Source organism: Polaromonas sp. P1_E12, from assembly GCF_056405975.1.
Map to the genome: position 1 here is coordinate 82,586 of NZ_JBFUBB010000003.1, position 25,033 is coordinate 107,618.

Annotated in this window: 22 protein-coding genes; 9 read left to right on the plus strand and 13 right to left on the minus strand. The window is 61.7% G+C overall.

What is annotated here, in order from left to right; translation table 11 throughout:
• The first annotated feature begins 192 nt into the window (after positions 1-192).
• Both AC1D13_RS10250 and AC1D13_RS10255 read left to right on the plus strand, forming a co-directional pair.
• Positions 193-1,116, plus strand: a complete 924-nt coding sequence (locus tag AC1D13_RS10250; protein WP_457281563.1) for a LysR substrate-binding domain-containing protein — start codon at positions 193-195, stop codon at positions 1,114-1,116.
• 332 nt (positions 1,117-1,448) lie between these two features.
• Positions 1,449-1,931: a hypothetical protein gene (locus tag AC1D13_RS10255; protein ID WP_457281562.1), complete on the plus strand. Its 483-nt coding sequence runs from the start codon at positions 1,449-1,451 to the stop codon at positions 1,929-1,931.
• 15 nt (positions 1,932-1,946) lie between these two features.
• Here AC1D13_RS10255 and AC1D13_RS10260 read toward each other — a convergent pair whose 3' ends face one another.
• Positions 1,947-3,179 (minus strand): multidrug effflux MFS transporter, encoded by a 1,233-nt coding sequence (locus AC1D13_RS10260; protein ID WP_457281561.1) that lies wholly within the window; start codon positions 3,177-3,179, stop codon positions 1,947-1,949.
• Positions 3,176-4,024 (minus strand): 16S rRNA (cytidine(1402)-2'-O)-methyltransferase, encoded by an 849-nt coding sequence (gene rsmI, locus AC1D13_RS10265; RefSeq protein WP_457281661.1) that lies wholly within the window; start codon positions 4,022-4,024, stop codon positions 3,176-3,178. The genes AC1D13_RS10260 and rsmI overlap by 4 nt, the downstream gene beginning before the upstream one ends.
• A 50-nt stretch (positions 4,025-4,074) precedes the next feature.
• Between rsmI and AC1D13_RS10270 the strand changes: the two genes are divergently transcribed.
• From AC1D13_RS10270 to AC1D13_RS10280, 3 genes are all read left to right on the plus strand, one after another.
• The gene (locus AC1D13_RS10270) at positions 4,075-4,530 is read left to right on the plus strand and encodes a YraN family protein (protein ID WP_477689485.1); all 456 of its coding nucleotides are present in this window, start codon (positions 4,075-4,077) and stop codon (positions 4,528-4,530) included.
• A gap of 99 nt (positions 4,531-4,629) precedes the next feature.
• A complete protein-coding gene (locus AC1D13_RS10275; RefSeq protein ID WP_431098788.1) occupies positions 4,630-5,229 on the plus strand; it encodes a phosphoheptose isomerase in 600 nt (199 codons plus the stop codon).
• Entirely contained in the window at positions 5,226-5,885 is a 660-nt protein-coding gene (locus AC1D13_RS10280; RefSeq protein WP_477689486.1) for a BON domain-containing protein, read from the plus strand. The genes AC1D13_RS10275 and AC1D13_RS10280 overlap by 4 nt, the downstream gene beginning before the upstream one ends.
• A gap of 78 nt (positions 5,886-5,963) precedes the next feature.
• Here AC1D13_RS10280 and AC1D13_RS10285 read toward each other — a convergent pair whose 3' ends face one another.
• The 3 genes from AC1D13_RS10285 to AC1D13_RS10295 form a co-directional block, all read right to left on the minus strand.
• Positions 5,964-6,866 carry an NAD(P)-dependent oxidoreductase gene (locus AC1D13_RS10285; protein WP_477689487.1) on the minus strand — a complete coding sequence of 301 codons (903 nt, stop codon included), beginning with the start codon at positions 6,864-6,866 and terminating at the stop codon, positions 5,964-5,966.
• 173 nt (positions 6,867-7,039) lie between these two features.
• On the minus strand, positions 7,040-7,420 hold the full coding sequence (locus AC1D13_RS10290) for a tautomerase family protein (protein ID WP_477689488.1): 381 nt from the start codon (positions 7,418-7,420) through the stop codon (positions 7,040-7,042).
• Positions 7,421-7,502: 82 nt separating this feature from the next.
• Positions 7,503-7,925, minus strand: a complete 423-nt coding sequence (locus AC1D13_RS10295) for a 4-oxalocrotonate tautomerase (protein WP_477689489.1) — start codon at positions 7,923-7,925, stop codon at positions 7,503-7,505.
• Between the two features lie 116 nt (positions 7,926-8,041).
• Here AC1D13_RS10295 and AC1D13_RS10300 point away from each other — a divergent pair, with 116 nt between their 5' ends.
• Positions 8,042-8,989 carry a LysR family transcriptional regulator gene (locus AC1D13_RS10300; RefSeq protein ID WP_477689490.1) on the plus strand — a complete coding sequence of 316 codons (948 nt, stop codon included), beginning with the start codon at positions 8,042-8,044 and terminating at the stop codon, positions 8,987-8,989.
• Here AC1D13_RS10300 and AC1D13_RS10305 read toward each other — a convergent pair.
• Both AC1D13_RS10305 and AC1D13_RS10310 read right to left on the minus strand, forming a co-directional pair.
• Positions 8,986-10,122, minus strand: coding sequence for a PilT/PilU family type 4a pilus ATPase (locus AC1D13_RS10305; protein WP_457281554.1), 1,137 nt, complete (start codon positions 10,120-10,122; stop codon positions 8,986-8,988). The genes AC1D13_RS10300 and AC1D13_RS10305 overlap by 4 nt on opposite strands.
• Before the next feature lie 188 nt (positions 10,123-10,310).
• Complete coding sequence (locus tag AC1D13_RS10310) at positions 10,311-11,354, minus strand: type IV pilus twitching motility protein PilT (RefSeq protein WP_457281553.1); 1,044 nt, start codon at positions 11,352-11,354, stop codon at positions 10,311-10,313.
• Between the two features lie 48 nt (positions 11,355-11,402).
• Between AC1D13_RS10310 and AC1D13_RS10315 the strand changes: the two genes are divergently transcribed.
• Positions 11,403-12,122 carry a YggS family pyridoxal phosphate-dependent enzyme gene (locus AC1D13_RS10315; RefSeq protein ID WP_477689491.1) on the plus strand — a complete coding sequence of 240 codons (720 nt, stop codon included), beginning with the start codon at positions 11,403-11,405 and terminating at the stop codon, positions 12,120-12,122.
• A 154-nt stretch (positions 12,123-12,276) separates the two neighbouring features.
• Here the strand turns inward: AC1D13_RS10315 and AC1D13_RS10320 are convergent, their stop codons facing one another.
• The 3 genes from AC1D13_RS10320 to AC1D13_RS10330 all read right to left on the minus strand — a co-directional run bounded on the left by AC1D13_RS10320 (position 12,277) and on the right by AC1D13_RS10330 (position 14,733).
• Positions 12,277-12,837: a DUF3617 domain-containing protein gene (locus tag AC1D13_RS10320; RefSeq protein WP_477689492.1), complete on the minus strand. Its 561-nt coding sequence runs from the start codon at positions 12,835-12,837 to the stop codon at positions 12,277-12,279.
• Positions 12,838-12,916: 79 nt separating this feature from the next.
• Positions 12,917-14,059: an ABC transporter substrate-binding protein gene (locus tag AC1D13_RS10325; RefSeq protein ID WP_477689493.1), complete on the minus strand. Its 1,143-nt coding sequence runs from the start codon at positions 14,057-14,059 to the stop codon at positions 12,917-12,919.
• 194 nt (positions 14,060-14,253) lie between these two features.
• Entirely contained in the window at positions 14,254-14,733 is a 480-nt protein-coding gene (locus AC1D13_RS10330) for an Lrp/AsnC ligand binding domain-containing protein (RefSeq protein WP_457281549.1), read from the minus strand.
• Between the two features lie 109 nt (positions 14,734-14,842).
• On the opposite strand from AC1D13_RS10330, the gene AC1D13_RS10335 reads away from it, so the two are divergent.
• The gene (locus tag AC1D13_RS10335; RefSeq protein ID WP_477689494.1) at positions 14,843-17,842 is read left to right on the plus strand and encodes an L-glutamate gamma-semialdehyde dehydrogenase; all 3,000 of its coding nucleotides are present in this window, start codon (positions 14,843-14,845) and stop codon (positions 17,840-17,842) included.
• A 640-nt stretch (positions 17,843-18,482) separates the two neighbouring features.
• Here the strand turns inward: AC1D13_RS10335 and AC1D13_RS10340 are convergent.
• Positions 18,483-19,385 (minus strand): LysR family transcriptional regulator, encoded by a 903-nt coding sequence (locus AC1D13_RS10340; protein ID WP_457281660.1) that lies wholly within the window; start codon positions 19,383-19,385, stop codon positions 18,483-18,485.
• Positions 19,386-19,542: 157 nt separating this feature from the next.
• Here AC1D13_RS10340 and AC1D13_RS10345 point away from each other — a divergent pair, with 157 nt between their 5' ends.
• Positions 19,543-20,985 (plus strand): MFS transporter, encoded by a 1,443-nt coding sequence (locus AC1D13_RS10345; RefSeq protein ID WP_477689495.1) that lies wholly within the window; start codon positions 19,543-19,545, stop codon positions 20,983-20,985.
• On the opposite strand, the gene AC1D13_RS10350 is transcribed toward AC1D13_RS10345, so the two are convergent.
• Both AC1D13_RS10350 and uvrA read right to left on the minus strand, forming a co-directional pair.
• Entirely contained in the window at positions 20,975-21,904 is a 930-nt protein-coding gene (locus tag AC1D13_RS10350) for a DMT family transporter (RefSeq protein WP_477689496.1), read from the minus strand. The genes AC1D13_RS10345 and AC1D13_RS10350 overlap by 11 nt on opposite strands.
• A 65-nt stretch (positions 21,905-21,969) precedes the next feature.
• Complete coding sequence (uvrA, locus tag AC1D13_RS10355) at positions 21,970-25,008, minus strand: excinuclease ABC subunit UvrA (RefSeq protein ID WP_477689497.1); 3,039 nt, start codon at positions 25,006-25,008, stop codon at positions 21,970-21,972.
• Positions 25,009-25,033: the final 25 nt, after the last annotated feature.

The following is a 25,033-nucleotide window of genomic DNA, read 5'->3' on the forward strand; positions in this document are numbered from 1 at the left end:
CTTCTGATTTTGATCATCGATCACCCAGTCTACGGGCGGCTTGGCCGCCACGGCGCGGGGGCCGCGCCATACGGTTGTTTTTTGCGGATGGACGGCGAGTATCAAGACGCGAAGGTGTCACGCATCGTCGCGGGCATATACATAAAATCCGAAAATACGATCCCCGATACCTAAAAAAGATGGGCTGACACCATGGAGCTGAGACATCTGCGCTACTTCCTGATGGTTGCCGAGGAGCAGCATTTCACGCGCGCCGCCGAGCGGTTGAATATGCAGCAGCCGCCCTTGAGCCACCAGATCCGGCTGCTGGAAGAGGAGCTGGGCTTCGAATTGTTCCGCCGCCACCCCAAAGGCGCGGCGCTGACGGCCGGTGGCGCGGTGTTTTTGCAGGAAGCCCAGGCCATCCTGCGCGGCGTCGAGCAGGGCGCGGCACGCGCCGCGCGCGCCGCACAGGGCTTTGAAGGCACGCTGGCCATAGGCTTTACCAGCTCTGCCGCGGCTCATCCTTTGATTCCGGGGATCATCCGGGCCTATCGCGGCGCCTATCCCGATGTGCACCTGGACCTCAGGGAAGCCAATGCGGCGGAATTAACCGAGGGCATAGACAGGGGCAAGGTCAATATCGCGATTCTGCGTACGCCCGTCAGCCATCCGCGCGGTGTGAGTTTTTTTTCCTTGCTCGAAGAAGAGATGCTGCTGATTCTGCCGGTGGGCCATGCGCTGGTGGCGGGCGCCGCCAAGGGCAAGATGCCGGTCATTGATCTGAAATCCCTGGCTGATGAGCAGTTCATTCTGGTGCGCAGACACGGCGCACCAGGCATGTATTCGGATCTGATCGAAGCCTGTGAACAGGCGGGCTTCACGCTCAGGATCGCCTCGGAGGTGGAGCGCATGCTGACCAATATCAGCCTGGTCGCGGCGGGCGCGGGCGTTTCCGTGGTTCCCGCATCCATGAAGGATTTTCACCGTGAGAGCGTGGTGTACTGCCGTATCACCAATGCCAGGCCCGCGCTGGTGGCGCCTATCACGCTGGTGAGCCGGGAAGACAGCAACTCGCCGGCCGAAAAGAATTTCCTGGATCTGGCCAAAATATTTGCGCGGCAGCACAAAGCCTGAGTGCGTGCGGGTACATGGACACCAAACATCTCGGCCCCCAGGCGGGCTCAGTACAAAATGAGTCGGCGAGTTTGCTTGGGGCCTAGTCCAATCCGTTGAATCCCGGCTTCGAGCCGTTGCCCTGCACCATGGGTACCAGAAACAATGACAGCGGCAGTCCGGGCGTCCTCAGTGGGTGCGGCATGATGCAACAATCCGTGATTCGGCCCGCGTAGTGACGATCAGTTGGGCACAACTTTAAAGCAGAGGCCACGGTGCCACACACGGGGAACATTCTGGCCGGGATGGAGTCCCAAGTCTTGTGATCAATTCAATTTCAGGCAGGAGTAACCGTGAGGGTATTTAAATTTGTTTCCGGTCTTGTTGTCGCGGCGCTGTGTGCCGCCGGCTGCGCGTTGACAGCGATAAAGCCCGGCATGACCCGTGAGAACGTCATCGCGCTTCGCGGAACGCCGTCCCGGGTGGTGCCGCTGGATGCGGGAACCCGGCTGCAGTATTCGGGCCAGCCGCTTGGTCAGTTCGCCACGATGGTAGATCTGGATGCCGCCGGCAGGGTCATCGGCGTCCGCGAGGTTCTGACGCCAGCAGAGTTCTCAAGAGTCCAGCCGGGCAAGTGGACGCGCTCGGATATGGAACGCGAATTTGGCCGGCCGGCAAAGATTGACCGTGTAGCGTCATGGTCCGGCGACATCATGACTTACCGCTGGCGAGACAGCGATCAACCCATGTTTTTCTGGGCTTACCTGGACGGCAACAACGTGGTGCAGCGCATCGGGCAAGGCATGGAATTTCCCATGCGAGTCAATGATCGCTGATGGGCGTATTGCACGCTAGTCGGGTGTTGCGGAGCGGCCGATATCCGGCCACCGGTGATGCAGATACACCCAGGCAACCAACCCGATGCACATCATCCCGAGCGAGACTGCCGCCAATGCCCGGGTGGAGTGCATTGCGAGCGGGGCGATGACACCGGCAACAATGCCGTTGGCGGTTGAGCCCACGAAGGCCTGAAGGGAAGAAGCCATGCCGCGCCGTTCAGGATAAAGGTCCAGCACCAGCAGCGTGACGACCGGCACCATCAGCGCCCAGCCGAATGCAAACACTGCGATCGGAAAGAGGGACCACGAAGCATGCGGGGCGAACAGCATGTTGGCAATCAGGTTAAGCACCGAGGTGACCAGCATGATGACAAAGCCGTGCCGTATTTGCTGCTTGGGGGCAATCTTTCCTGCCAGGCGGCCGCTCAGCCACGCGCCGGACATGATGCCGGAGATTGTCAGGATGAAAAACCAGAAAAATTCGGTAGGCTGCAGTGCCAGGTGTTCCCCCAAAAAAGCGGGCGCTGACAGTACATACAAAAACATGCCGTTGAATGGCACGCCGCTGGCCAGCGCCAGCAATAAAAAGCGGGGACTGGAACCCAACTGCCAGTAGCCCCGCATCAGGTGCCTGACTTCAAACGGCTGGCGTTCCAGCGGCGGAAGTGTCTCGGGCAAGAACCGGAAGTTGGTAGCCCACAGGATCACACCCACTCCCGTCAGAAACCAGAAGATGCTGTGCCAGCCCAGATGCACAAAAAGCCAGCCGCCGACAATGGGCGCCAGGGCTGGGGCCACTCCGAAATAGATGGTGACCTGGCTCATGACCTGTTGGGCCTGAGCCGGCGGGTACATGTCGCGTATGACGGCGCGCGACACCACAATGCCCGCACCTGTCGACAAGCCCTGCATGGCCCGGAAAAAAACCAGTTGCCCGATGCTTTGCGACAGCGCGCAACCGGCCGACGCCAGAGTGAATAGCGCGATTCCCCACAACACCACCGGCCTGCGGCCAAAACTGTCGGCCAGCGCGCCGTGAAACAGGTTCATGAAAGCAAAACCGAACAGGTAGGCCGACAGCGTCTGCTGCATTTCTACCGGTGATGCTCCCAGCGACTGCGCCATGCCGGAAAAGGCGGGAATGTAGGTGTCGATGGAAAACGGCCCGAGCATCCCGAGCACAGCCAACAAGGCGGCAAGCGTCCAGCGTGGGGCGCGCCAGAGTTCGTCGGCGTTGGGGTTCATTCTTTTTTCAGCTTGAGTGCGGTGTCATAGAGCTCGTTGCGCCCCACGCCGGTGATTTCTGCCGCGACTTTTACAGCAGTCTTGAGCGGCAACTCCGCCAGCAACAACTGCAACACCCGTGTGCCATCTTCAGGGTTATCCGCAGCGGCGCAAGGATGCAGCACCAGTGCAAATTCACCGCGCGTACGCTGGGCGCCAGCAGCCAGCCAGCCGGAAAAATCCTGCGCCGGCACGGTCGCAATTTCCTCGAATTGCTTGGTCAGCTCACGGCCAACGGTGACCAGGCGGGCTTGCAGCACCGCCAGTGCTTTCGCAAGCGCCTCGATGCGGTGCGGCGCTTCCAGAATCACGATGGCCCGGGTATCGGTTTGCAGCTGCTGGATGGCCTGGTCGCGTTCACCGGCCTTGCTCGGCAGAAAACCGGCGAATACGAACCCGGTGTCACCGCCCGGGCTGCTCAGCCCGGCCACGCTGAGCACCGCGGTGACGCTGCTGGCACCCGGCAGGGGCATGATGGCCAGGCCAGCGGCACGAACGGCGGCGACCAGGCGGGCGCCGGGATCGCTCACGGCCGGCGTGCCGGCGTCGCTGATATAGGCCACGCGCTCACCCCGCTGCAGGCGTTCGATCACCAGGCCTGCGGCCTCTGCTTCATTGTGTTCGTGCACCGCCAGCAGGGGCTTGTCGATGCCGTACTGCCGTAGCAGGGGCTGCGAATGCCGTTTGTCTTCGCAGGCTATGGCGTCTACCAGTTGCAGTACTTGCAGGGCGCGCAGGCTGATATCGGCCAGGTTCCCGATCGGGGTCGCCACCACATAGAGCGCGCTTTCCGGATAATGCTGCATGCCTGCTGCGGCGCGTGCCGCATTCAGTGCCAGGTCGAAGGAAGCGTTCAATGTGGTTTTCCAGAAAACAGGTTGCCGGGACGGCGTCAAAAGCGACGGCCCTTCAGGCCCCAGCCTCGCCTGGGCAGGTTACCACCAAGTCGAGGGGTGATGCTGCGGAAGCTGCCGCGCGCGCCTACCTTGCCAAGGCCGGACTGATGCTGGTCGATACCAATTATCGGACGCCGGGCCGCGGTGGCGGCGAGATCGACCTGGTCATGCGCGCACCCGACGGTACCTTGGTGTTTGTGGAAGTGCGCCAGCGCACCGGCGTCTCACACGGCGGCGCCGGCGCCAGCATCAGCCCCGCCAAGCAACAGCGAATCATCTTTGCCGCGAGGCACTATCTCATGCGTTTCGGCAGCCCACCGCCTTGTCGATTCGACGTGGTCCTGGTCAACGGGCCGCAGGATGAAGGGGCGGCTCCTGACATTGAATGGCTGCCCGGAGCTTTCGACGCGTCCTGAGCGCCGGGAATGGATGGCGGAATTTGTAACCATCCATTGCCAGCCTGCGCAAACCCCTCCGGGGCCGGCGGCGCAGTCCGACCCGCTATCATTGACCCCATGCTTGAACAACGTATCGAACAGCAGTTCATTGACAGCGCCGACCTGAAATACCAGGCGGCACAGGTCCTGTCCAAACCGATTGCGGCCGCAGTGCAGGCCATCCTGGCCAGCGTCACCAGTGGCGGCAAAGTCCTGGCCTGCGGCAATGGTGGCTCGGCAGCGGATGCCCAGCACTTCGCTGCGGAGTTTGTGGGGCGCTATGAGCGCGAGCGGCCCGAGTTGGGTGCGATTGCGCTGACGACCGACAGCTCCATCCTCACCGCCATTGCCAACGACTACGACTTCACGGTCATCTTCTCGAAGCAGGTGCGTGCCCTGGGCGGCGCCGGCGACGTATTGCTGGCCATCAGCACCAGCGGCAATTCGGCCAATGTGCTGGCCGCCATCGAAGCCGCCCATGAGCGCGAGATGACCGTGGTGGCGCTGACGGGGCGCGGGGGCGGCAAGATGACCCATGCCCTGCGCGAAACCGATGTGCATATCTGCGTGCCGCATGAGCGGACCGCGCGTATCCAGGAAGTGCACCTTCTTGTCCTCCATTGCATTTGCGATGGTGTGGACACCCAGTTACTTGGCGATCAGGAGACCTCTGTATGACATATGCCCCGTTGAAACGACTCGCTCTGGCCATTGGTACGTCGGTATTGCTTGGCAGCGCCCTGACAGCCTGCTTTCCTTTGGTGGTGGGCGGCATGGCCGGCGGTGCGCTTGTTGCCACCGATCGCCGTACGTCCGGTGCGCAGCTGGAAGACGAAGGCATTGAATTGCGCGCGCTGAGCCGGATTCGCAGCAATGTGGGTGATCGTGTTCACGTCAACCTGACCAGCTACAACCGGCAGGTCTTGCTGACGGGGGAAGTCCCCAATGCCCAGGACAAGCAACTCGTCGAACAGATCGTTTCGCGTGTGGAGAATGTGAACTCGGTGGTCAATGAGCTTGCCATCATGGGCAGTTCCACTCTGACGCAGCGCTCGTCCGACACCCTCGTCACTGGCCGTGTCAAGGCGATGCTGATTGACGCACGTGACCTGTCGTTGAACGCCTTCAAGGTGGTGACCGAACGTGGTACGACCTACCTGATGGGGCGCGTTACACAGCGAGAAGCGGATCGTGCCACAGACGTGGTTCGTTCCACTCCGGGTGTGCAAAAAGTCATCCGTATTTTCGAAATCATCAGCGAGGAAGAGCTGGCACGCATGCTGCCGTCAAAACCCGTAGAACCACCCGCAGGCGCCAAACCCGCTGGTAGTTGATGTTCGGGGCTGGTAGTTCTGGCCAGGCCAGTACTGCCGTTGTGTTTTCGCCCGCTTTTTCCGGGATCGGCCCAGTACTTATTTCAGGCGCTTGATCAGGCTCGATGTGTCCCAGCGCTGGCCGCCCATGGCCTGCACGTCGGCATAAAACTGGTCGACCAGGGCCGTCACTGGCAGGCGCGCACCGTTGCGCTTGGCTTCGTCCAGAACCAGGCCCAGGTCCTTGCGCATCCAGTCCACGGCAAACCCGAAGTCAAACTTGTCGGCCACCATGGTTTTTCCGCGGTTGTCGAGCTGCCAGCTTTGGGCTGCGCCCTTGCCAATCACGTCCAGGACCTGGTTGACATCCAGCCCGGCCTTCTGGCCAAACGCCACCGCCTCGCTCAGGCCCTGCACGAGGCCGGCAATGCAGATCTGGTTGACCATCTTGGTGAGCTGCCCCGCGCCGCTTGGGCCCATCAGCGTGAAGGCTTTTGAAAAAGCCATGCCCGCTGGTTTCGCGGCATCAAATGCTGCTGTGTCTCCGCCGCACATCACGGTGAGCGCGCCATTTTGCGCGCCGGCCTGGCCACCCGACACAGGCGCATCGATGAAATGCAGCCCCAGTTTGGCGGCCGAAGCATGGAGTTCGCGCGCCACATTGGCCGAAGCCGTGGTGTGGTCCACGAAGATGGCGCCCGGTTTCATGCCGGCCAGCGCTCCGTCGCTACCCAGTACCACGCTGCGTAGGTCGGCATCGTTGCCCACGCAACAGAAAATGATGTCTGCGCCTGCAGCCGCCTCGCGCGGTGTGGCGGCTGCACGGCCCTTGAACTCGCTCGTCCAGGACGCAGCCTTGGCGGCGTTGCGGTTGTAGACCGTGACGTCGTGGCCCGCCAGCGCCAGGTGGCCGGCCATGGGGAAGCCCATGACGCCCAGGCCCAGGAAGGCGACGGTACGTGAATCGGAAGTTTCGTAGGTTTTGGGGTGAATTGATGACACAGTTAAATCTCTTGAGGCCCGTCGGGCAAGGGGGTTTGGCAGCAATGATTATGGCTTGATTGCGCGCTTTGCCCAGTGAACCTCCCTGTTTTCCCACGAAGGAGCAGCTTCACATTCATGGCGCATCTCAGTGCGTTTTGGGGTATGCAAAACAGGCCATCCCGCCCCATTCATTAACTGAATTGCATCATGCCGTTTCCAAAAGACCAGTTCTCACGCGACGTTTCAACCAGATTGATGATGACGTCGGCTGCACTAAAGCTGCAATTCGACGAGATTTGTTCTCCGATTTCCGAGAAGAGCGCCTTCTTCATGTCCTGCGATCGGCCGGGCGCACAGAATATTTGAATAAAGACCACGTGGGCGGAGTGCGTGACCCCAAGGAATTCTTCGGAGCAAATGAGCTGGCGCGGTGTATGACGCGTGAGCGTCTGGAAACGATCCGGCGCCGGCACATTGAAAGTGTCTACCAGGGCTTGGTGCACAAGGCCCGACACGGCCGAAAGCTCTTCGTCCGGCGTGGTGTCAGGAAGGTCAATTCGTACGAGAGGCATGAAGTTTCCTTTGGGTTAATCGGTGGGTGCGCTGTGCGGGTGACGAAGGTGAATGTGGGACGCATGCCGGTCCCGCGCTTGCCTAGCCTGCGGCAGCTCCAATGGCAATTCCCAGGTCGGCATTGGTATAGGCTTTGCCGGCAATTCCCCATGCGCCCTCCACCGCGTAGGTCACGTTGACGAAGGTGCGCTCTCTCGGGTGTTTCCCCGCCTTGAGCTCGTCAATGATGTCTGTTGCCGCCTTGACGAAGTTGTCTTTTACCGATTGATCGGGGAAGGTGACAGAGGGGACCTTAATCTCTATGACCGCAAGCGACTGGGGTTTGCCGCCGGCATAGCTGTGCTCTTCAGGGTAAATGTCGACATGCCCGATGACTGCGGGAGTCATGAAGGCGTTTCCGCTGAGGCCGTGTACCTGCAGCAAGGCATCCGCGACTCTGGAGAAAACCTCGCGCTCGCCGGCCGGCGTTAAAAGTCCCTGCGATAGCTGGATGGAGATGGGCATAAAAATCCTTTAATGAACGACGGCGCAACATGTCCGTGCGAAGTGAACTGTGCCCAGGATGACGCCGGCTGGAAATCCCTCCGAATGCATAATGCTTGTGTCAAATCTGCACAAGCATGAAAAACCTCAGCCTTGACGACTTCTCGCTGTTTGCGCAGCTTGCATCTGCCCAGTCGCTCTCGACAGTAGCGAGGGAGCGCAACGTCGCGGCCAGCCATATGTCGCGTTCGCTCGCGCGCATGGAGGCTCAATGCGGCCTGCGGCTGATGCACCGCACCACTCACAGCCTCTCTCTCACTGACGAAGGTGAGGTCTTCCTTGAATATGCCCAGCGCATCCTTGCCGAACACAGGCAATTGCAAAACAGCTTCGCCAGCCGAAGCCGCTCAGTGGTGGGAACGGTCCGTTTGAGCATCAGCCAGATTCTTGCTGAATATGTACTGATTCCCCGGCTGGGCAAGCTGCGGGCCTTGCACCCGGAATTGAAGCTGGACCTGCATCTGGATGATCGGCTTGTCAGCATGGCCGATGAGGCGATGGATATCGTCGTGAGGGCGGGTGTTGCACCTGCGCAGACGGCCGTTGCCCGCAATCTTGGAAACCATGGGCGTGCCTTGTACGCCTCACCCGGGTATCTCAAGAAGCATGGCGTTCCGCGTGCGCCGGCAGATCTTCAACTGCACAGCCTGATATCAAATACCACTTCGATTACCCACAATCAATGGACCTTCGAAGAAAACGCAGTCGTCATCTCACTGGCGGTGCAGGGGCAGTTGCGCGTCAATAGCAGCGCTGCGGTGGTTTCACTGGCCTTGGCGGGAGCCGGCATTGCCCGGATCAACGACGTTATCGGCCGCGAGCTGGTGGCGCAAGGCCGGTTAAAGCCGGTGCTGGCCCGGCACACGGTGAGCGATGTCTATTCTATTGATGCGGTGATTCTGGCCGAACGCCATCGGGCTCCCAAAATCCGGGCCACTATCGATTACCTTCAGGTCTGCTTCGCGGCCTTTAGCCCTTCGAACTCAGCCCTTGGCCGGAACGACGCCGGCAGTTCAGCGGCTTAGACGATAGCGAAGTTTTCCGTGCCTGCAGCCAGGTCGACGGACTTGGCACGCTGCGAATTAAGCTTGATCTGCAGGCGCAGGTCGTTCACCGAGTCGGCGTTGCGCAAGGCATCTTCGTAGGTGATGAAGTGGCTCTCGAAGGCGTCGTACAGCGCCTGGTCGAAAGTCTGCATGCCCAGGTTGCGACTTTTTTTCATGATCTCCTTGATTTCGGAGACTTCGCCCTTGAAGATCAGATCGGAGATCAGAGGCGAGTTGAGCATGACCTCCACCGCCGCAAAACGACCCTTGCCGTCCTGCTTGGGCACCAGCCGCTGTGAAATCATGGCCTTCAGGTTGAGCGAGAGGTCCATCAGCAACTGGGTGCGGCGCTCTTCGGGGAAAAAGTTGATCACGCGGTCCAGCGCCTGGTTGGCGCTGTTGGCATGCAGGGTGGCCAGGCACAGGTGGCCGGTTTCCGCGAACGCGATGGCGTGTTCCATGGTTTCGCGATCGCGGATCTCGCCCATCAGGATCACGTCGGGCGCCTGGCGCAGCGTGTTTTTCAGGGCCGCTTCCCAGCTGTCGGTGTCCAGGCCCACTTCACGTTGCGTGATCACGCAGTTCTTGTGCGCATGGACAAATTCCACCGGGTCTTCAATCGTGATGATGTGGCCGAACGACTGTTCGTTGCGCCAGTCGACCATGGCCGCCAGCGTGGTGGATTTACCCGAACCGGTAGAGCCCACCAAAATGGTCAGGCCGCGCTTGCTCATCACCACTTCCTTGAGCACCTGGGGCACACCCAGCCCGTCGATGGTGGGCAGCACGGCGGGAATCGTCCGCATTACCATGCCGACCTTGCCCTGCTGGATGAAAGCATTGACGCGAAAGCGCCCCACGCCGGGCGGCGAGATGGCGAAATTGCATTCCTTGGTGCGTTCGAATTCGGCGGCCTGCTTGTCGTTCATGATGGAACGGGCAAGGGCGAGCGTGTGGCCGGCGTTCAGCGGCTGCGGCGACACCTTGGTCACCTTGCCGTCGACTTTCATGGCCGGTGGGAAGTCGCCTGTGATGAACAGGTCACTGCCATTACGGCTGACCATGAGTTTCAGCAGATCATTGATGAATTTACTGGCCTGGTCGCGTTCCATTTGCGACTCCTTTCAAACAAACTCTGTCGTTGCCGGAAACTCGGCAGGATCGGTGACGGTGGTTCTCTCTTCAATCAAGCAGGGGCCGCGGAACCGGCTTTGCCGGGCCGCAGGCGCAGCGGCCCCGTACGTAAGGAAAGGGGCAGCGCGCCGTAGGCTCGAAGTGACAAGCGTGGGGGCCATAGCTTCTAGCCGGGGAAGTTTTCCGGGATTTTTGCCTTGCCGCGGGCTTCGGCAGCAGAAATCACATTGCGCTTCACCAGTTCGGTCAGGTTCTGGTCCAGCGTCTGCATGCCCACACTGTTGCCGGTCTGGATGGATGAATACATCTGGGCGACCTTGGCCTCGCGGATCAAATTGCGGATGGCGCTGGTGCCCAGCATGATTTCGTGTGCAGCCACGCGGCCCGCACCGTCTTTGGTTTTGCACAACGTTTGCGAGATCACGGCCTGCAATGACTCGGACAGCATGGAGCGGATCATTTCCTTTTCCTCGGCCGGAAACACGTCGATGATCCGGTCGATGGTTTTGGCGGCGCTGGAAGTATGCAGCGTGCCGAAGACCAGGTGGCCCGTTTCAGCGGCCGACATAGCCAGCCGGATGGTTTCCAGGTCACGCATTTCACCCACCAGGATGGCGTCCGGATCTTCCCGCAGGGCCGACTTCAGCGCGGCGTTAAAGCTCAGGGTGTGCGGACCGACTTCGCGCTGGTTGATCAGGCACTTTTTGGATTCGTGCACGAATTCGATCGGGTCTTCCACCGTCAGGATGTGGCCGTACTCGTTTTCGTTCAGGTAGTTGACCATGGCGGCCAGTGTGGTCGATTTGCCCGAGCCGGTGGGGCCGGTGACCAGCACCATGCCCCGCGGTTTCATGGCCAGGTCGCCAAAAATCTTGGGGGCGTTGAGCTGTTCCAGTGTCAGGATTTTGGATGGAATGGTCCGCAGCACCGCACCGGCGCCGCGATTCTGGTTGAAGGCATTGACGCGAAAGCGCGCCAGTCCGTCGATTTCGAACGAGAAGTCGACCTCCAGGAACTCTTCGTAGGTTTTGCGCTGGGTGTCGTTCATGATGTCATACACCATGGAATGCACCTGCTTGTGGTCCAGCGGATCGATGTTGATGCGCCGCACGTCGCCGTGAACCCGGATCATGGGCGGCAAGCCTGCCGACAAATGCAAGTCAGACGCCTTGTTCTTGACGCTAAAAGCCAGCAACTGCGTGATATCCATCCCGGGACCCTTTGAAAATGGTTTTCAAACTAAGTTTACAGTTCGATTATGACCACGATTGTGCGCAATCTCCAGCTTGTCCGTGACCGGATAACCACGGCCTGCGTAGCTGCCGGGCGCAATCCGGCGAGCGTACGGCTGCTGGCGGTCTCCAAAACCTTCGGTGCGGACGCCGTGATCGACGCCGCGTCGGATGGGCAGCGCGCCTTCGGCGAAAACTACATCACCGAGGGCGTAGAGAAAATTGCCACCCTCCGCGCCTGGCAAGGCGCTGAGGCTCAGGGCGCTGCGATTGCGCTGGAGTGGCATTGCATCGGCCCGGTTCAGAGCAACAAGACCCGTCTCGTGGCTGAGCATTTTGACTGGGTGCAGTCGGTCGATCGCCTAAAAATCGCCCAGCGGCTGAGCGAGCAGCGGCCGCCCGGTTTGCCGCCGCTCCAGATCTGCCTGCAGGTCAACGTGGATGACGGCGCCAACAAGTCGGGCGTGGCGCCTGAGGATGTCCTGGCGCTGGCGCAGGCGGTTGTGCAGCTGCCGAACCTCACCTTGCGCGGCTTGATGGCAATACCGGAGCCTGCTATCGATTTTGTAGCTGCTTGCGCTGTCCACGCGCGGACAAAAGCCATTTTTGACGAAATCAATGCGTCAGGTGCGTTGCCTGCACCCATGGATACGCTGTCAATGGGCATGACCGCCGACCTGGAGGCGGCGATCCATTCGGGCAGCACCATGGTGCGCGTAGGCACTGCAATCTTCGGCAAGAGATAGGCCCCCACGGTCGCTCACTTCGTGTAGCTCCCTGCCCCCCGAGGGGGCCGCTGCGCCTGAGGCCCGGCAAAGCCGGTTCCTCGGCCCCTGCTGGTGAAGACATGCCCTGTGGATTCGCTGCTGGCACAGCGTCCCATGCGATCTTCTGATCAGGCTATTTCTTGGGTGGCGCGATGGGTTTGATGTTGCCGCAGTCAGCTGACAGCCATTTGCCTGCAGCATCCATGGTCATCTTCTCGGACTTGCCTTTGACGGTGGTCGTGGTGTTCATCTTCATGGTGTAGGCGGTGTCGCCGTTGAAGGTCATCACGCCTTCGCCGCTGGAAGGGGGTTGGGTGCACACATAAGAGATCTTCACGGTGTTGCCGCTGCGCGGCGACTGGGTGGTCTTGCAGTCGCCTTGCTGCTGCTGGGGCATTTCGTTGCGCTCGGCCATTTCCCTGGTGATGCACATCTTCATGCTCATGCCGCCGCCGGGGCCCATGGACATGCCCTGTTTGCCCATCATGTCCTGCATCTGCTTGCGCTGCTCGGGGGACATGCTGGCCAGCTGCTTTTCCATGTTGGCCATGGCTTTTTCCATCTCGCCGGAGCTTGATTGCATCTTGCTCGTCATTTCCCACAGGCCTGGTTTGGTGGTCTGTGCAGAAACCCCGGCGGACAGGGCCAGCGTGAAAGCGGCAAGGGCGGCTGGAAAGGGGGTGGAAAGCTTCATGGGTGTTCCTGGTGAATGGCAAACAGGGGATGAGCCCGCATTATTGCCAGCATGGGCCGTTTTGCAAGCTCGGGTGCCGTCAGCGCATGAATTTTCCGCCGCGCCCGATGATGGTGAGGTCGGTGAAGCGGGAGCCCTCGTGATTTTGGGGGCCGTAATTCACGGTGAAGCCACCCATGTTGTAGTCCCGCATGGACTCCAGCGCCGTCACCAGGCTCTCACGGGTCAGGTTCTTGCCGGCGGCCCGGCGCAAGCCCTCGGTAAAAACCTTGGCCACCAGAAAGCCTTCCATGCTGGAGAAGTCAAAGTCCTTGTGGCCACCCTCTGCCATGCGTTGCTGGTATTCACGCACGATGGCCGATGAGGGTGTGTAAGGGAAGGGCATCACCTGCGAAATCGTCACGCCCGCCCCGGTGTCGCCCAACTCTTCAGCGAGCGCCTTCGAGCCGACAAAACTCACGTTGAAAAACTGGCCGCCGTAGGCCTTGGCCCGTGCCTGCCGGATCAGCGCGGCGCAGGACCTATAGGCGCTGATCTGGATCACGGCCTCGGGCGTGACCTTGAGTATTTCTGCCAGCGGTGCGGCAACATCCACGCTGTTGCGCTCAACCGTGACGCTGGCAGCCGGCTTGAGGTTGCGCCGGGTCAGCGCCCGCATCACGCCTTCCAGCCCGGCCTTGCCATAAGAGTCGTTCTGGTAGAAGACCGCGATTTTGGTGATGCCGACGGTGCTCAGGTGCTGCACGATGCGCTCGGTCTCGTCAAAGTAGCTGGCGCGCACGTGGAACAGGTTCCGGTTGAAAGGCTCGCGCAGGCCCTGTGCGCCGGTGAACGGGCCCACCAGCGGGATGCCTGCCGCGTTGATAGCCGGCACCGCAGCCAGGGTGGTGGGTGTGCCGACCGAACCGATCAGCGCGAACACCTTGTCTTCTTCGATCAGGGCCTTGACCGCGGCAGCAGCTTTCTCGGGTTCATAACCGTCATCCCGCGAAACCAGCTTGAGGGTGCGGCCGTTGATTCCGCCGGCGGCGTTGACGGCATTGAAGTGCGCCAATATGCCCAGCTGCATGCGCTTGCCCAGTTCGGCGGCGGGGCCGGTCTGGGCGGCGAATTGCCCGACGCGTATTTCGGTATCCGTCACGCCGACTTCCGCCGACTGCACTGCGGTGGCGACAAGCACCCCCAGCATTGCGCCCAAACGCCACCATGGCTTGTGTTTCATCAGGGACCTCCGTTTTTTTGTGGTGATGGTTTTTTCACCATCTGCATATGCAATTTCTTGCATATGTGCACTGCAAGGTAGTCCAATGCGCATGGCTTGGCAACGCGGTTAGTCCGGGTGCGGCTGGATTTGAGCGGGAATCCGTGAGAAAAGTGCCACCAATACGGCTTTTCCAGGCGGGCGCGGGTGTCGGCTTAGACCCCCAGCGCCAGCCGGGTGGTATTTTTCACCTCTTCCATCACCGCATAAGTGCGGGTTTCGCGCACACCCGGCAGCTGCCACAGCACAGTGCCGGCAAAAGAGCGGTAGGCCACCATGTCGGCCATGCGGGTTTTGAGCAGGTAGTCAAAGCCGCCGGCCACCATGTGGCATTCGGAAATTTCAGGGTGAACCTGCACCGCGGCCTTGAAGGCTTCAAACACATTGGGCGTGGTGCGGTCCAGCAGCACTTCGACAAACACCATCATTCCGGCGCCCAGCTTGAGGGGGTTGAGCAGGGCTTCGTAACCCAGGATGTAGCCGTCCCGGCTCAAACGCTGCACGCGGGCCAGCACGGCCGTGGGCGACAGAGCCACGCTCTCGGCGAGCTTGAGGTTGGAAATCCGGCCGTCCTGCTGCAGGACATTCAGGATTTTCAGGTCAATGCGGTCAATTTCGGGTGAGGCTTCAAACATGCGTAGTGAATTATTCGGTGAAATTCGCAAATTTAGCGGGAAATTCAGCAACATTCAACAGAACATCATCGTATTGACTGAATAACCGCCATTTACCGTGAAAACCTCCATGAATCACTTGAAACCTGCATCTCCGCGCCTGCCCTTCCCGTACCGCCCCGAAGCCGACATCGTGGCCGCGCACCTGCAGCGCCTGGCCGGGGCGCTCGACTGGGCGGCGGCGGCGCACTCCGCCCAGCCCTGGGTGCAAGCCGTGCGTGACAACCCGCCGCCGTTCTGGGCCATGGAAAGCCTGCTCAAGGAATACCCGATCTCCAGCGCGGAGGGCTTGGCCCTGATGCGGCTGGCCGAAGCTTTGCTGCGTGTGCCGGACGCCGAAACCGCGATTGCCCTGACGGCTGACCAGCTCGGCCGCGCCGATTTCGACAGCGCTGGCGATGGAGTGATGGCACGGCTGTCGGCCTCGGCCATCGCCATGTCCAAGAAATTCCTGCCGGAAGGCGGCCAACCCCACATCATGAGCAAGCTGGGCGCGCGCACGGTGGTGGCGGCGACCTTGCGTGCCGTGCAGCTGCTCGGCCGGCAGTTTGTGCTCGGGCAAACCATTGCCGATGCGATGGCCGAGGCCGATGACAGCCGCAAAAAAATTCCCAACCTGCGTTTCAGCTACGACATGCTGGGCGAGGGTGCGCGTACCGATGCCGACGCGTTGCGCTATCTCGCCAGTTACACAGACGCTATCAAATCAATAGCTGCTGGCGCTCGTCCGGTGGGCGTTACTGAGCAAAACGACGGTATATCCATCAAGCTCAGCGCGCTGCACCCGCGCTACGAAGATGCCCAGCGCGAACGCGTGATGGCCGAGCTGGTGCCGCGCGTCTGGGGGCTGTGCGAGCTGTCAGCCCGGGCCAATATCAACCTCACCATCGACGCCGAAGAGGTCGACCGACTGGAGCTGTCGCTGGATGTGTTTGAGGCTTTGGCCGCGCTGGTGGCCCAGCACCACCCTCAGTGGCAGGGCTTTGGCCTGGCCATGCAGGCCTACCAGACCCGCGCTCTGGAGCTGATCGAGCACATCGCTGCCATTGCCCGCAAATACCGGCTGCGCCTGATGTGCCGGCTGGTTAAAGGAGCCTACTGGGATTCGGAAATCAAGCGCGCACAGGAGATGGGCCTGCCGCACTACCCGGTGTTCACGCACAAGCACCACACCGATGTGTCGTACCTCGCCTGCGCGCAGGCTTTGCTGGCCGCGCCCGACGCCATCTACCCGCAGTTTGCTGGCCACAACGCTGCGACTATCGCGGCGATTTTGCAGATGGCATCCCGCAACGCAGTTCCCTTCGAGCTGCAGCGTCTGCACGGCATGGGTGAGGGCGTGTTCCGCGAGGTGCTGAAGAACCCGCTGATCAGCTGCCGCGTGTACGCGCCCGTGGGCGCCCACCGCGACCTGCTGGCTTACCTGGTGCGCCGCCTGCTGGAAAACGGCGCCAACTCCTCTTTTGTGCACCAACTGGCCGACGAGTCGGTCGGCATGGGCGAGCTGCTGACCTCACCGATGCGGCTGGAGCCCGAATCGTCGCTGTCGCTGCCACCCGCGCTGTACGGCCGGGGCCGACCCAACAGCCTGGGGCTGGACCTCACGGTCGAGAGCATGCGCGCACCGCTGCTGGCCGCGTTGGCCACCACGCCGGTGCCCGTCGTGCCAGAGTTTGATGTCAAATCGGCCACCAGGGCAATAGTGACGGGCGCGAGCAGCTATCAAAAATGGAGCAAGGTGCCCGTTGCCGAGCGTGCCGCCATCCTGCGCCGTGCTGCCGCCGCGATGGAGCAGCAGATGCCGAAATTCTGCGCATTGCTGGTGAGAGAGGCCTTCAAGACCTGGGGCGATGCGGTGTCTGAAGTGCGCGAGGCGGTCGACTTCCTGCGCTACTACGCCAATGAGGCCGAGCGCATCATGCAGCCGGTGATGCTGCCTGGCCCGACCGGTGAGACCAACGAGCTGCGCCTGTCGGCGCGCGGCGTCTGGGTCTGCATCAGCCCCTGGAATTTCCCGCTGGCCATCTTCACCGGCCAGGTCGCGGCAGCGCTGGCCACCGGCAATGCCGTGATGGCCAAACCCGCCGAGCAAACGCCCGGCGTGGCCTGGGAGGCGGTGAAGTTGCTGCACCAGGCCGGCGTGCCCGAAGGGGCGCTGCAACTGGCGCACGGCGCCGGCGAAACCGTGGGCGCCGCGCTGGTGGCGGCACCGCATGTGGCCGGCGTGGTGTTCACCGGTTCCACCCAGGTTGCCAAGATCATCAACCGCGCGCTGGCTGCCAAAGACGGCCCCATCGTCCCGCTGATCGCCGAGACCGGCGGCATCAACGCCATGCTGGTGGACAGCACGGCCCTGCCCGAGCAGGTGGCCGACGCGGTGGTGCAGAGCGCGTTCCGCTCTGCCGGCCAGCGTTGCTCGGCGCTGCGCCTGCTGTGCGTGCATGAAGGCATCGCCGACCACGTGATCGAGATGATCAAGGGCGCCGCGCAGGAGCTTGTCGTGGGCGAGACGGCTGACCTGGCAACGGACGTCGGTCCGGTGATTGACCGCGAAGCCTTTGACAACATCCAGAAGCATCTTCAGCGCCTGGGTTCAACGTCAAAAGTGCTTGTAAGCCATAAGAGACGGGCGCAAGCAGCTCCTGATTCGATAGCAAATGTCATTCCCCCCGCAGCCTTTGAGGTGCGCAGCCTGGCCGAAGTGAAAGACGAAATCTTCGGCCCCGTACTGCAGATCGTGCGCTGGGGCAGTGGCGAGCTGGCCACGCCGGAGGCCGTGATCGAGCAGATCAACGCGCTGGGCTACGGTCTCACACTCGGTATCCAGACCCGCATCGACTCGCGCGCACAGGCACTCGCGGCCAGCGCCCACGTCGGCAATATTTATGTGAACCGCAACATGATCGGTGCGGTGGTCGGGGTGCAACCCTTTGGTGGTGAAGGTCTGTCCGGCACGGGTCCCAAAGCGGGTGGACCGCATTACCTGTATCGCTTTTGTGCTGAGCAGGCTGTGACGGTGAATACGACGGCGGCGGGGGGGAATGCGGCGCTGCTGGCTGGAGGGGCTTGACGGTGGGTCGCTGTTTGTTCCGACGGGGGAGGTTCTTTGCTGAGGGTGGTTGGCCGGGGTCGCCCGGCAGGCGACTCACTTTTCTTTGCTTCGCCAAAGAAAAGTAAGCAAAAGAAAGGCGACCCTGGTTCCTGCGTCCCTTCGCTTCGCTGCGGGCAACCTGCGGTGCTCGGTCCAGCCGGGGTCAAAAACAACTCGCTTCGCTCAAACAAGTTTTTGCCCTGATCCGTCTGGACCTCCGCTCCTCGGCGCATACACAAGGGGGTGGGAGAGGAATACCGAACACCTGAAGAAACAAGGACACGCCATGGCGTGTCCTTGTTGGTATTGGAGTTGGTATTTGTCTTCAGTCCCCGCTCCCGATTGCCCCTTCTGTCTGCGCCGAGGAGCGCAGGGTCAGGCGGATCAGGGATCGCGATTGTCTGAGCGAAGTGCAACGTAGCGAGTTCGAGCGAGACCCCGCCTGAACCGAGCACCGCAGGTTGCCCCGGAGCGCAGCGCAGGGGACGCAGACAGCAGGGTCGCCTTTTCTTTGGTGACTTTCTTTTGGCGAAGCAAAAGAAAGTTACTTGCATGCCGGGCAACCCCCGGCCAGCAACACTCAGCAAAGAGCTCAGCCACAACATCACCAACCACTCGATCAGGCGAGGGGCCGCCCCGCACAAACCTCCCGAACACACCCCCGCAGCCACCGATGCCCCGGATCCGCATCCAGCCGCGGATGCCAGAGCAACGACACCGTGATCTCCGGCGTGGAGACCGGCAGCGCAAAACTGTGCATTCCGGCGCGCAGGTTTCCGGTGTGCCGTTCAGGAACCGTGGCGATCAGGTCGGAAGCCCGGGCCAGTGCCAGTGCCGCCGCAAAACCACCGACGATGGTAGCGATTTCCCTTTCGAGCCCGAACGGGTGCAAGGCTTCATCCACCGGCCCCTTGCCCTGGCCCCGCCGCGAGACGTCGATATGCCTGCCGGCGGCGTAGCGGGCGGGCGTGACCTCGCCCTCGCCCAGCGGGTGTCCCATTCGTACGACGCCGATGAACCGGTCCCGGAACAAGGCCTGCACGCGCAGCTCCGGTGCCGCCGTCTTTCCCACAACGCCTGTTTCCAGGTCGACGGTCCCGTCGCGAAGCGGCGTGCTGTCCTTGTCGAGCTTCTGTACGAAGCACAGCCGCACGCCGGGTGCTTCATCCGCAACGCGTGCAATAAGCTCCGGCCCGAAGTTCTCCACAAAACCTTCGCGAGTGCGCAGCGTGAACGTGCGGACCAGCTGTTTGAGCTTGAGTTTTTTGGCGGGGCGCAGCACCGCTTCTGCGTCTTGCACAAGCTGGCTGACGCGCTCACGGAGTTCGACGGCCCGCGGCGTGGGAACAAGACCGCGCCCAGCCCTGACCAGCAGCGGGTCGCCGGTCGTTTCGCGCAATCGGGCCAGCGCCCGGCTCATCGCTGACGGGCTCAGCCGCAGGCGCCGGGCTGCGCCCGCCACGCTGCCTTCCGCGAGCAGCACATCCAGGGTGACAAGAAGGTTGAAATCGGGCGCAGCCATGCATCGACCATAGCGCAATTTGGCCATGACATGGCGTTAAACGCACTCATAAAGTGCAAATGGTGCGTCTTCCGCCATGTCAGGTAAAGAACTACGCTCCCGGAGAGCTCCATTTCGGGGAGCCACAACCCCTTTACCGCTTGCCCACTGGACTACCTTGACCACTCCCCTTGCACCCACCCGCCCATCAACAAACGCCAACGCGGAACCGGCGCCGTCGGTCCGATGGGTACTGGCCAGTCTTTCGCTGTCCATGCTGCTGTCCTCGCTCGGCACCAGCATCGCCAACGTGGGTTTGCCGGCGCTGGCTCAGGCGTTCAACGCCTCTTTTCAGGAAGTGCAATGGGTGGTCCTGGCTTACCTGCTGTCCATCACCGCCCTGATCGTCAGTGCCGGACGGCTGGGGGACCTGATGGGCCGAAGGCGCTTGCTGCTGGCCGGCATCTTGCTGTTCTCGCTGGCCTCGGTCCTGTGCGGTGTCGCGCCCACGCTCTGGCTGCTGGTTGCCGCCCGGGCGGTGCAAGGCCTGGGGGCGGCCGTGATGATGGCGCTCACCATGGCGTTTGTCGGCGAGGCGGTTCCGAAGGCCAGAACCGGCAGTGCCATGGGGTTGCTCGGCACCATGTCCGCGGTCGGCACCGCGCTGGGTCCATCGCTGGGCGGTGTCCTGATTGCTGTATCGGGCTGGCAGGCCCTATTCTTCATCAACGTACCGTTGGGCATCCTGACTTTTTTCCTGGCGCGTCGCTACTTGCCTGCTGACCGCAAGGAAGGGAAGAAGGAGCGCCCCCATTTTGATCACCTGGGCACACTGCTGCTGGCCCTGACGCTCGCAGCCTACGCCTTGGCCATGACAACGGGGCGCGGTCATTTCGGTCCGCTCAACATGGCGCTGCTGCTGGCGGCTGTTATCGGCGTCGGCTTTTTCGTGCTCGTCGAGTCGAAGGCGAAATCCCCTCTGGTCCGGCTCACGACGTTCCGCGCTCCAGGCTTGAGTGCAAGCCTCGGCATGAACGCGCTCGTTGCGACCGTGATGATGGCGACGCTTGTCATCGGCCCGTTTTACCTGTCCCGTGCCCTCGGCCTCAACGCCGCGCTGGTCGGCATCGTCATGTCGATAGGCCCCGTCATTTCCGCATTGAGCGGCGTTCCGGCTGGCCGCATGGTGGACCGCCTGGGGGCGCCGTTCATGGCCATCATCGGACTCATCGCCGTGGCTACCGGCGCAGCGGCGCTGGCCGCGCTTCCGGCGATGTTCGGTGTTGCGGGCTACGTGGCCGCCATCTTCATCCTGACCCCGGGATATCAGCTGTTCCAGGCCGCCAACAACACAGCGGTCATGACGGACATTCCTGCGGACCAGCGGGGTGTCATTTCCGGCATGCTCAACCTGTCGCGCAATCTGGGCCTCATGACCGGTGCCTCCGCGATGGGGACCGTGTTCGCGTTTGCCTCGGCGGCGGACATCACCACCGCGGGTGCCGGGGCTGTTGCCACCGGAATGCAGGTCACGTTCGCGGTTGCAACGGTGCTGGTTGTCATCGCAATCGCCATCGCTGTCGGGGGCCGCTCGCGCGTAAAACCCAGGCTCAGCCGGTAACTTTCTCTTCCTTCGTCACCAGCCAGATTCCATAACAAACCAGCAACAAGGCCAGGCCGTTTTTCCACTCCAGGAAGCGCTCATCCAGAAACACCGCCGACAGCAGTGTCCCAAAAATCGGTATCATGAAATTGAACACGGTGATCATGCTGACCCGGTTGTACTTCAGCAAAATCGTCCACAGCGAAAACGCGGCCGACGACAGCACCACCAGATACACCATCAGCAAAGTGGACTTGAGCGTGAAGCCCGACAGCGTTCCGCCGGTGGCAACACCGATCAGCAGCAGGGCCAGGCCGCCTATGGCCAGTTGCCAGCCCGTCAGCACCACCGAATCCACGCGCTGCGACACCTTCTTGCCGTAAATGCTGGCGGCCGACAGCACAAAGGCGGCGATCACCACAAAGCCTTCACCGAGCAGCGTGAAATCGAAGGCCAGCAGGCCTTCGCTGAAGTTCACCACCATCACGCCGGCGAAGCCCACCACACAACCCAGCACCTTGTTGAAGCTGAGACGGTCATTCTTGTAGATGTAATGCGCCAGCAGCACGCTGAAGAAGGTGCCCGTTGCATTCATGATCGAGCTCTTCACGCCGGTGGCGTACGCCAGGCCGATGTAGAAGAACACATATTGCAGGCTGGTCTGCGTGAGTCCCACCACCGTCACCTGGCCGAAGGTGCGGCGGCCCAGCTGAAACACCGGCTTTTTGCTGAGGGCCGCGAACACCAGCAGCACCAGGCCGGCAAAAATAAAGCGCCAGCCCGCAAACACCAGCTTGGAGGGAATGTCGTTGGCCGCAATATGAAACAGCGCATAGCCGTTCTTGATGGCCGGGTAGGCGCTGCCCCAGAGCAGGCAGCACAGTGAGGCCAGGAGAAAAACCACTTTGCGCCGGGTGAAAAAGGTGGAGCTGTTCAAACCGGGATCCCGTGAAAAGAAGGCCGCGTCCGGGCGCGGCAGGCACCCGGACGTGGCAGGGAAACTCAGAGCAGGCGCGCCAGGTATCGTCCGGTATGGCTGGCCGCATTGGCAGCGATGTCTTCCGGTGTGCCGACACCCACCACCGTGCCGCCGCCGGCACCACCCTCCGGTCCCATGTCGATCAGCCAGTCGGCCGTCTTGATGACGTCCAGGTTGTGTTCGATCACCACAATCGTGTTGCCCGCATCGCGCAGCTGGTGCAGCACCTTGAGCAGCAGGTCGATGTCGGCAAAGTGCAGGCCGGTCGTCGGTTCATCGAGGATGTACAGCGTGCGGCCGGTGTCGCGTTTGCTCAATTCCAGCGCGAGCTTCACGCGCTGCGCCTCGCCGCCTGAGAGCGTGGTCGCGGCCTGGCCCAGCTTGATGTAGGAAAGGCCCACGTCGAGCAGGGTGTGCAGTTTGCGCGCAATGGTGGGCACGGCCTTGAAGAACTCGGCGGCCACCTCGACGGTCAGGTCCAGGATCTGTGCGATGTTCTTGCCCTTGTACTGCACTTCCAGTGTTTCGCGGTTGTAGCGCATGCCTTTGCAGACATCGCAGGGCACATACACGTCGGGCAGGAAGTGCATTTCGACCTTCACCACGCCGTCACCCTGGCAAGCTTCGCAGCGGCCGCCGGCCACGTTGAAGCTGAACCTTCCGGCGCCGTAGCCGCGTTCGCGCGCCGTGTTCATCTCGGCCATCAGCTCGCGGATCGGCGTGAAGAGGCCGGTGTAGGTGGCCGGGTTGCTGCGCGGCGTGCGGCCAATGGGCGACTGGTCAACGTTGATGACCTTGTCGAAATGCTCGATGCCTTCAATGGCTTCGTGCGGCGCAGGCTCTTCATGGGCTCGGTACAGCGTGCGCGCCACGGCGGCATACAGCGTGTCGTTGACCAGCGTCGATTTGCCCGACCCCGATACGCCGGTCACGCAGGTGAGCAGGCCCACCGGGAATTCGACGCTCACGCCTTTGAGGTTGTGGCCGGTGGCGTTGATGACGCGCAAGGCCTGCATGTCGCCCAGCGTGGCCTGGTGCACGGCCTCGCGCGCTGCGCGGCGTTCGGCGGCCGGACTTTGCGGAAAGCGCGAGGCTTTCTTTTTCTCTGCAGCTTCTACAGCTTTGACCGTCGGCAGCCAGGGGGTGCGGCGTTTGGGTACGGCGATCTTCAGCGCTTGCGCCAGGTACTGGCCCGTGAGCGAGTCGGGGTTGTTCTTGACTTCGTCAAATGTGCCTTGCGCCATCACGCGCCCGCCGTGGATACCGGCACCCGGTCCCATGTCGATGACGTGGTCGGCCGCGCGGATCATGTCTTCGTCGTGCTCGACCACCAGCACGCTGTTGCCGATGTCGCGCAAATGCTTGAGCGTGCCGATCAGGCGGTCGTTGTCGCGCTGGTGCAGGCCGATGCTGGGTTCGTCGAGCACGTACATCACGCCGGTCAGGCCAGAACCAATCTGCGAGGCCAGGCGAATGCGCTGGGACTCGCCACCCGACAGTGTCTCGGCGCTGCGATCCAGGCTCAGGTAATTGAGGCCCACGTCGTTGAGGAATTTCAGGCGCAGGCCGATCTCGCGCACTACCTTGGCAGCAATTTCGGCCTTGGCGCCCTGCATCTTCAGCGCGTTGAAATACTCGAAACTCTCGCGCAACGTTGAGTGGCTGATTTCATAGATCGCCTTGCGCCCGGGTTTGGTGCCATCGGTCACCGATGCGTCAACGCCGTCTTCAGGCGCGCTCACCAGGTACACGTGGCGTGCCTCGGTACGCAGGCGCGTGCCTTCGCAGTCAGGGCAGGGCTGCACGCTGCGATAGCGGGACAGTTCTTCGCGCACGGCGGCGGAATCGGTTTCGCGGTAACGACGCTCGAAGTTGGTGATGACGCCTTCGAAGGGATGCTTCTTGGCGATCTTCTTGCCGGCAAAGTTGCCCGAATCCATCACATAGCTGAACTTGATTTCTTCCTCGCCCGAGCCATACAGGACAACCTGCCGCACGGTGTCGGGCAGGTTCTCAAAGGCAGTGTCGATGTCGAATTTGTAGTGCTTTGCCAGGCTCTCAAGCATCGAGAAGTAGTAGCCATTGCGCCGGTCCCAGCCCTTGACGGCGCCGCTGGCCAGGCTCAGCGACGGGAAGGCCACCACGCGTGCCGGGTCGAAAAATTCCATATGACCCAGGCCGTCACAGGTGGGGCAGGCGCCGACGGGCGAGTTGAAAGAGAAGAGCCGCGGCTCCATTTCGCTCAGTGAATAGTCGCAGACAGGGCAGGAAAACTTCGCGCTGAAGAGGTGCTCTTTGCCGGTGTCCATTTCCATGGCAATCGCTTTGCCGTCGGCCAGGCGCAGTGCGGCCTCAAAGCTTTCGGCCAGGCGTTGCTGCAGGTCTGCGCGCACCTTGATGCGGTCAATCACCACATCGATGTTGTGTTTTTCGGTTTTCTTGAGCTTGGGCAGGTCGTCAAACTCATAGGCCGTGCCGTCGACGCGAAAGCGCACATAGCCTTGCGACTGCATCTCGGCAAATACGTCCACAAATTCGCCCTTGCGGTCGCGCGCCACCGGCGCCAGGATCATCAGCTTGGTGTCTTCGGGCAGCGCCAGCACCGTGTCGACCATTTCGCTGACGCTTTGGGCCTGCAGCGGCAGGTCATGGTTAGGGCAATAGGGCGTGCCGGCCCGCGCAAACAGCAGGCGCAGGTAATCGTGAATTTCAGTCACCGTACCCACGGTGGAGCGCGGGTTGTGCGAGGTGGCTTTCTGCTCGATGGAGATCGCGGGCGACAGGCCTTCGATCATGTCTACGTCGGGCTTGTCCATGAGCTGCAGGAACTGCCGCGCATAGGTGGAGAGGCTCTCAACGTAGCGGCGCTGGCCTTCGGCGTACAGCGTGTCAAAGGCGAGAGACGACTTGCCCGAACCGCTCAAGCCGGTAATCACCACCAGCTGGTTGCGCGGAATGTCGAGATCGATATTTTTAAGGTTGTGCGTGCGCGCGCCGCGGATGCTGATCCGCTGGGCCGCGAGCACTTTGGCAAGGTATTTGCTGTCGTCAGGAGAGTTCAAGATGTGGCAGCCGCAAAACTCTCCA

Bases quoted from the DNA above. Each gene is read 5' to 3' on its own strand.
- AC1D13_RS10275 (WP_431098788.1), top strand. From the start codon at position 4,630: ATGCTTGAACAACGTATCGAACAGCAGTTCATTGACAGCGCCGACCTG.
- AC1D13_RS10320 (WP_477689492.1), bottom strand. From the start codon at position 12,837: ATGAAGCTTTCCACCCCCTTTCCAGCCGCCCTTGCCGCTTTCACGCTG.
- AC1D13_RS10295 (WP_477689489.1), bottom strand. From the start codon at position 7,925: ATGCCCATCTCCATCCAGCTATCGCAGGGACTTTTAACGCCGGCCGGC.
- AC1D13_RS10260 (WP_457281561.1), bottom strand. From the start codon at position 3,179: ATGAACCCCAACGCCGACGAACTCTGGCGCGCCCCACGCTGGACGCTT.
- AC1D13_RS10310 (WP_457281553.1), bottom strand. From the start codon at position 11,354: ATGGATATCACGCAGTTGCTGGCTTTTAGCGTCAAGAACAAGGCGTCT.
- rsmI (WP_457281661.1), bottom strand. From the start codon at position 4,024: ATGCAGCATTATCCGGAAAGCGCGCTCTATGTGGTGGCGACCCCGATC.
- AC1D13_RS10300 (WP_477689490.1), top strand. From the start codon at position 8,042: ATGAAAAACCTCAGCCTTGACGACTTCTCGCTGTTTGCGCAGCTTGCA.
- AC1D13_RS10340 (WP_457281660.1), bottom strand. From the start codon at position 19,385: ATGGCTGCGCCCGATTTCAACCTTCTTGTCACCCTGGATGTGCTGCTC.
- AC1D13_RS10325 (WP_477689493.1), bottom strand. From the start codon at position 14,059: ATGAAACACAAGCCATGGTGGCGTTTGGGCGCAATGCTGGGGGTGCTT.
- AC1D13_RS10290 (WP_477689488.1), bottom strand. From the start codon at position 7,420: ATGCCTCTCGTACGAATTGACCTTCCTGACACCACGCCGGACGAAGAG.
- AC1D13_RS10280 (WP_477689486.1), top strand. From the start codon at position 5,226: ATGACATATGCCCCGTTGAAACGACTCGCTCTGGCCATTGGTACGTCG.
- AC1D13_RS10330 (WP_457281549.1), bottom strand. From the start codon at position 14,733: ATGTTTGAAGCCTCACCCGAAATTGACCGCATTGACCTGAAAATCCTG.
- AC1D13_RS10335 (WP_477689494.1), top strand. From the start codon at position 14,843: ATGAATCACTTGAAACCTGCATCTCCGCGCCTGCCCTTCCCGTACCGC.
- AC1D13_RS10315 (WP_477689491.1), top strand. From the start codon at position 11,403: ATGACCACGATTGTGCGCAATCTCCAGCTTGTCCGTGACCGGATAACC.
- AC1D13_RS10305 (WP_457281554.1), bottom strand. From the start codon at position 10,122: ATGGAACGCGACCAGGCCAGTAAATTCATCAATGATCTGCTGAAACTC.
- AC1D13_RS10250 (WP_457281563.1), top strand. From the start codon at position 193: ATGGAGCTGAGACATCTGCGCTACTTCCTGATGGTTGCCGAGGAGCAG.
- AC1D13_RS10270 (WP_477689485.1), top strand. From the start codon at position 4,075: ATGTGGTTTTCCAGAAAACAGGTTGCCGGGACGGCGTCAAAAGCGACG.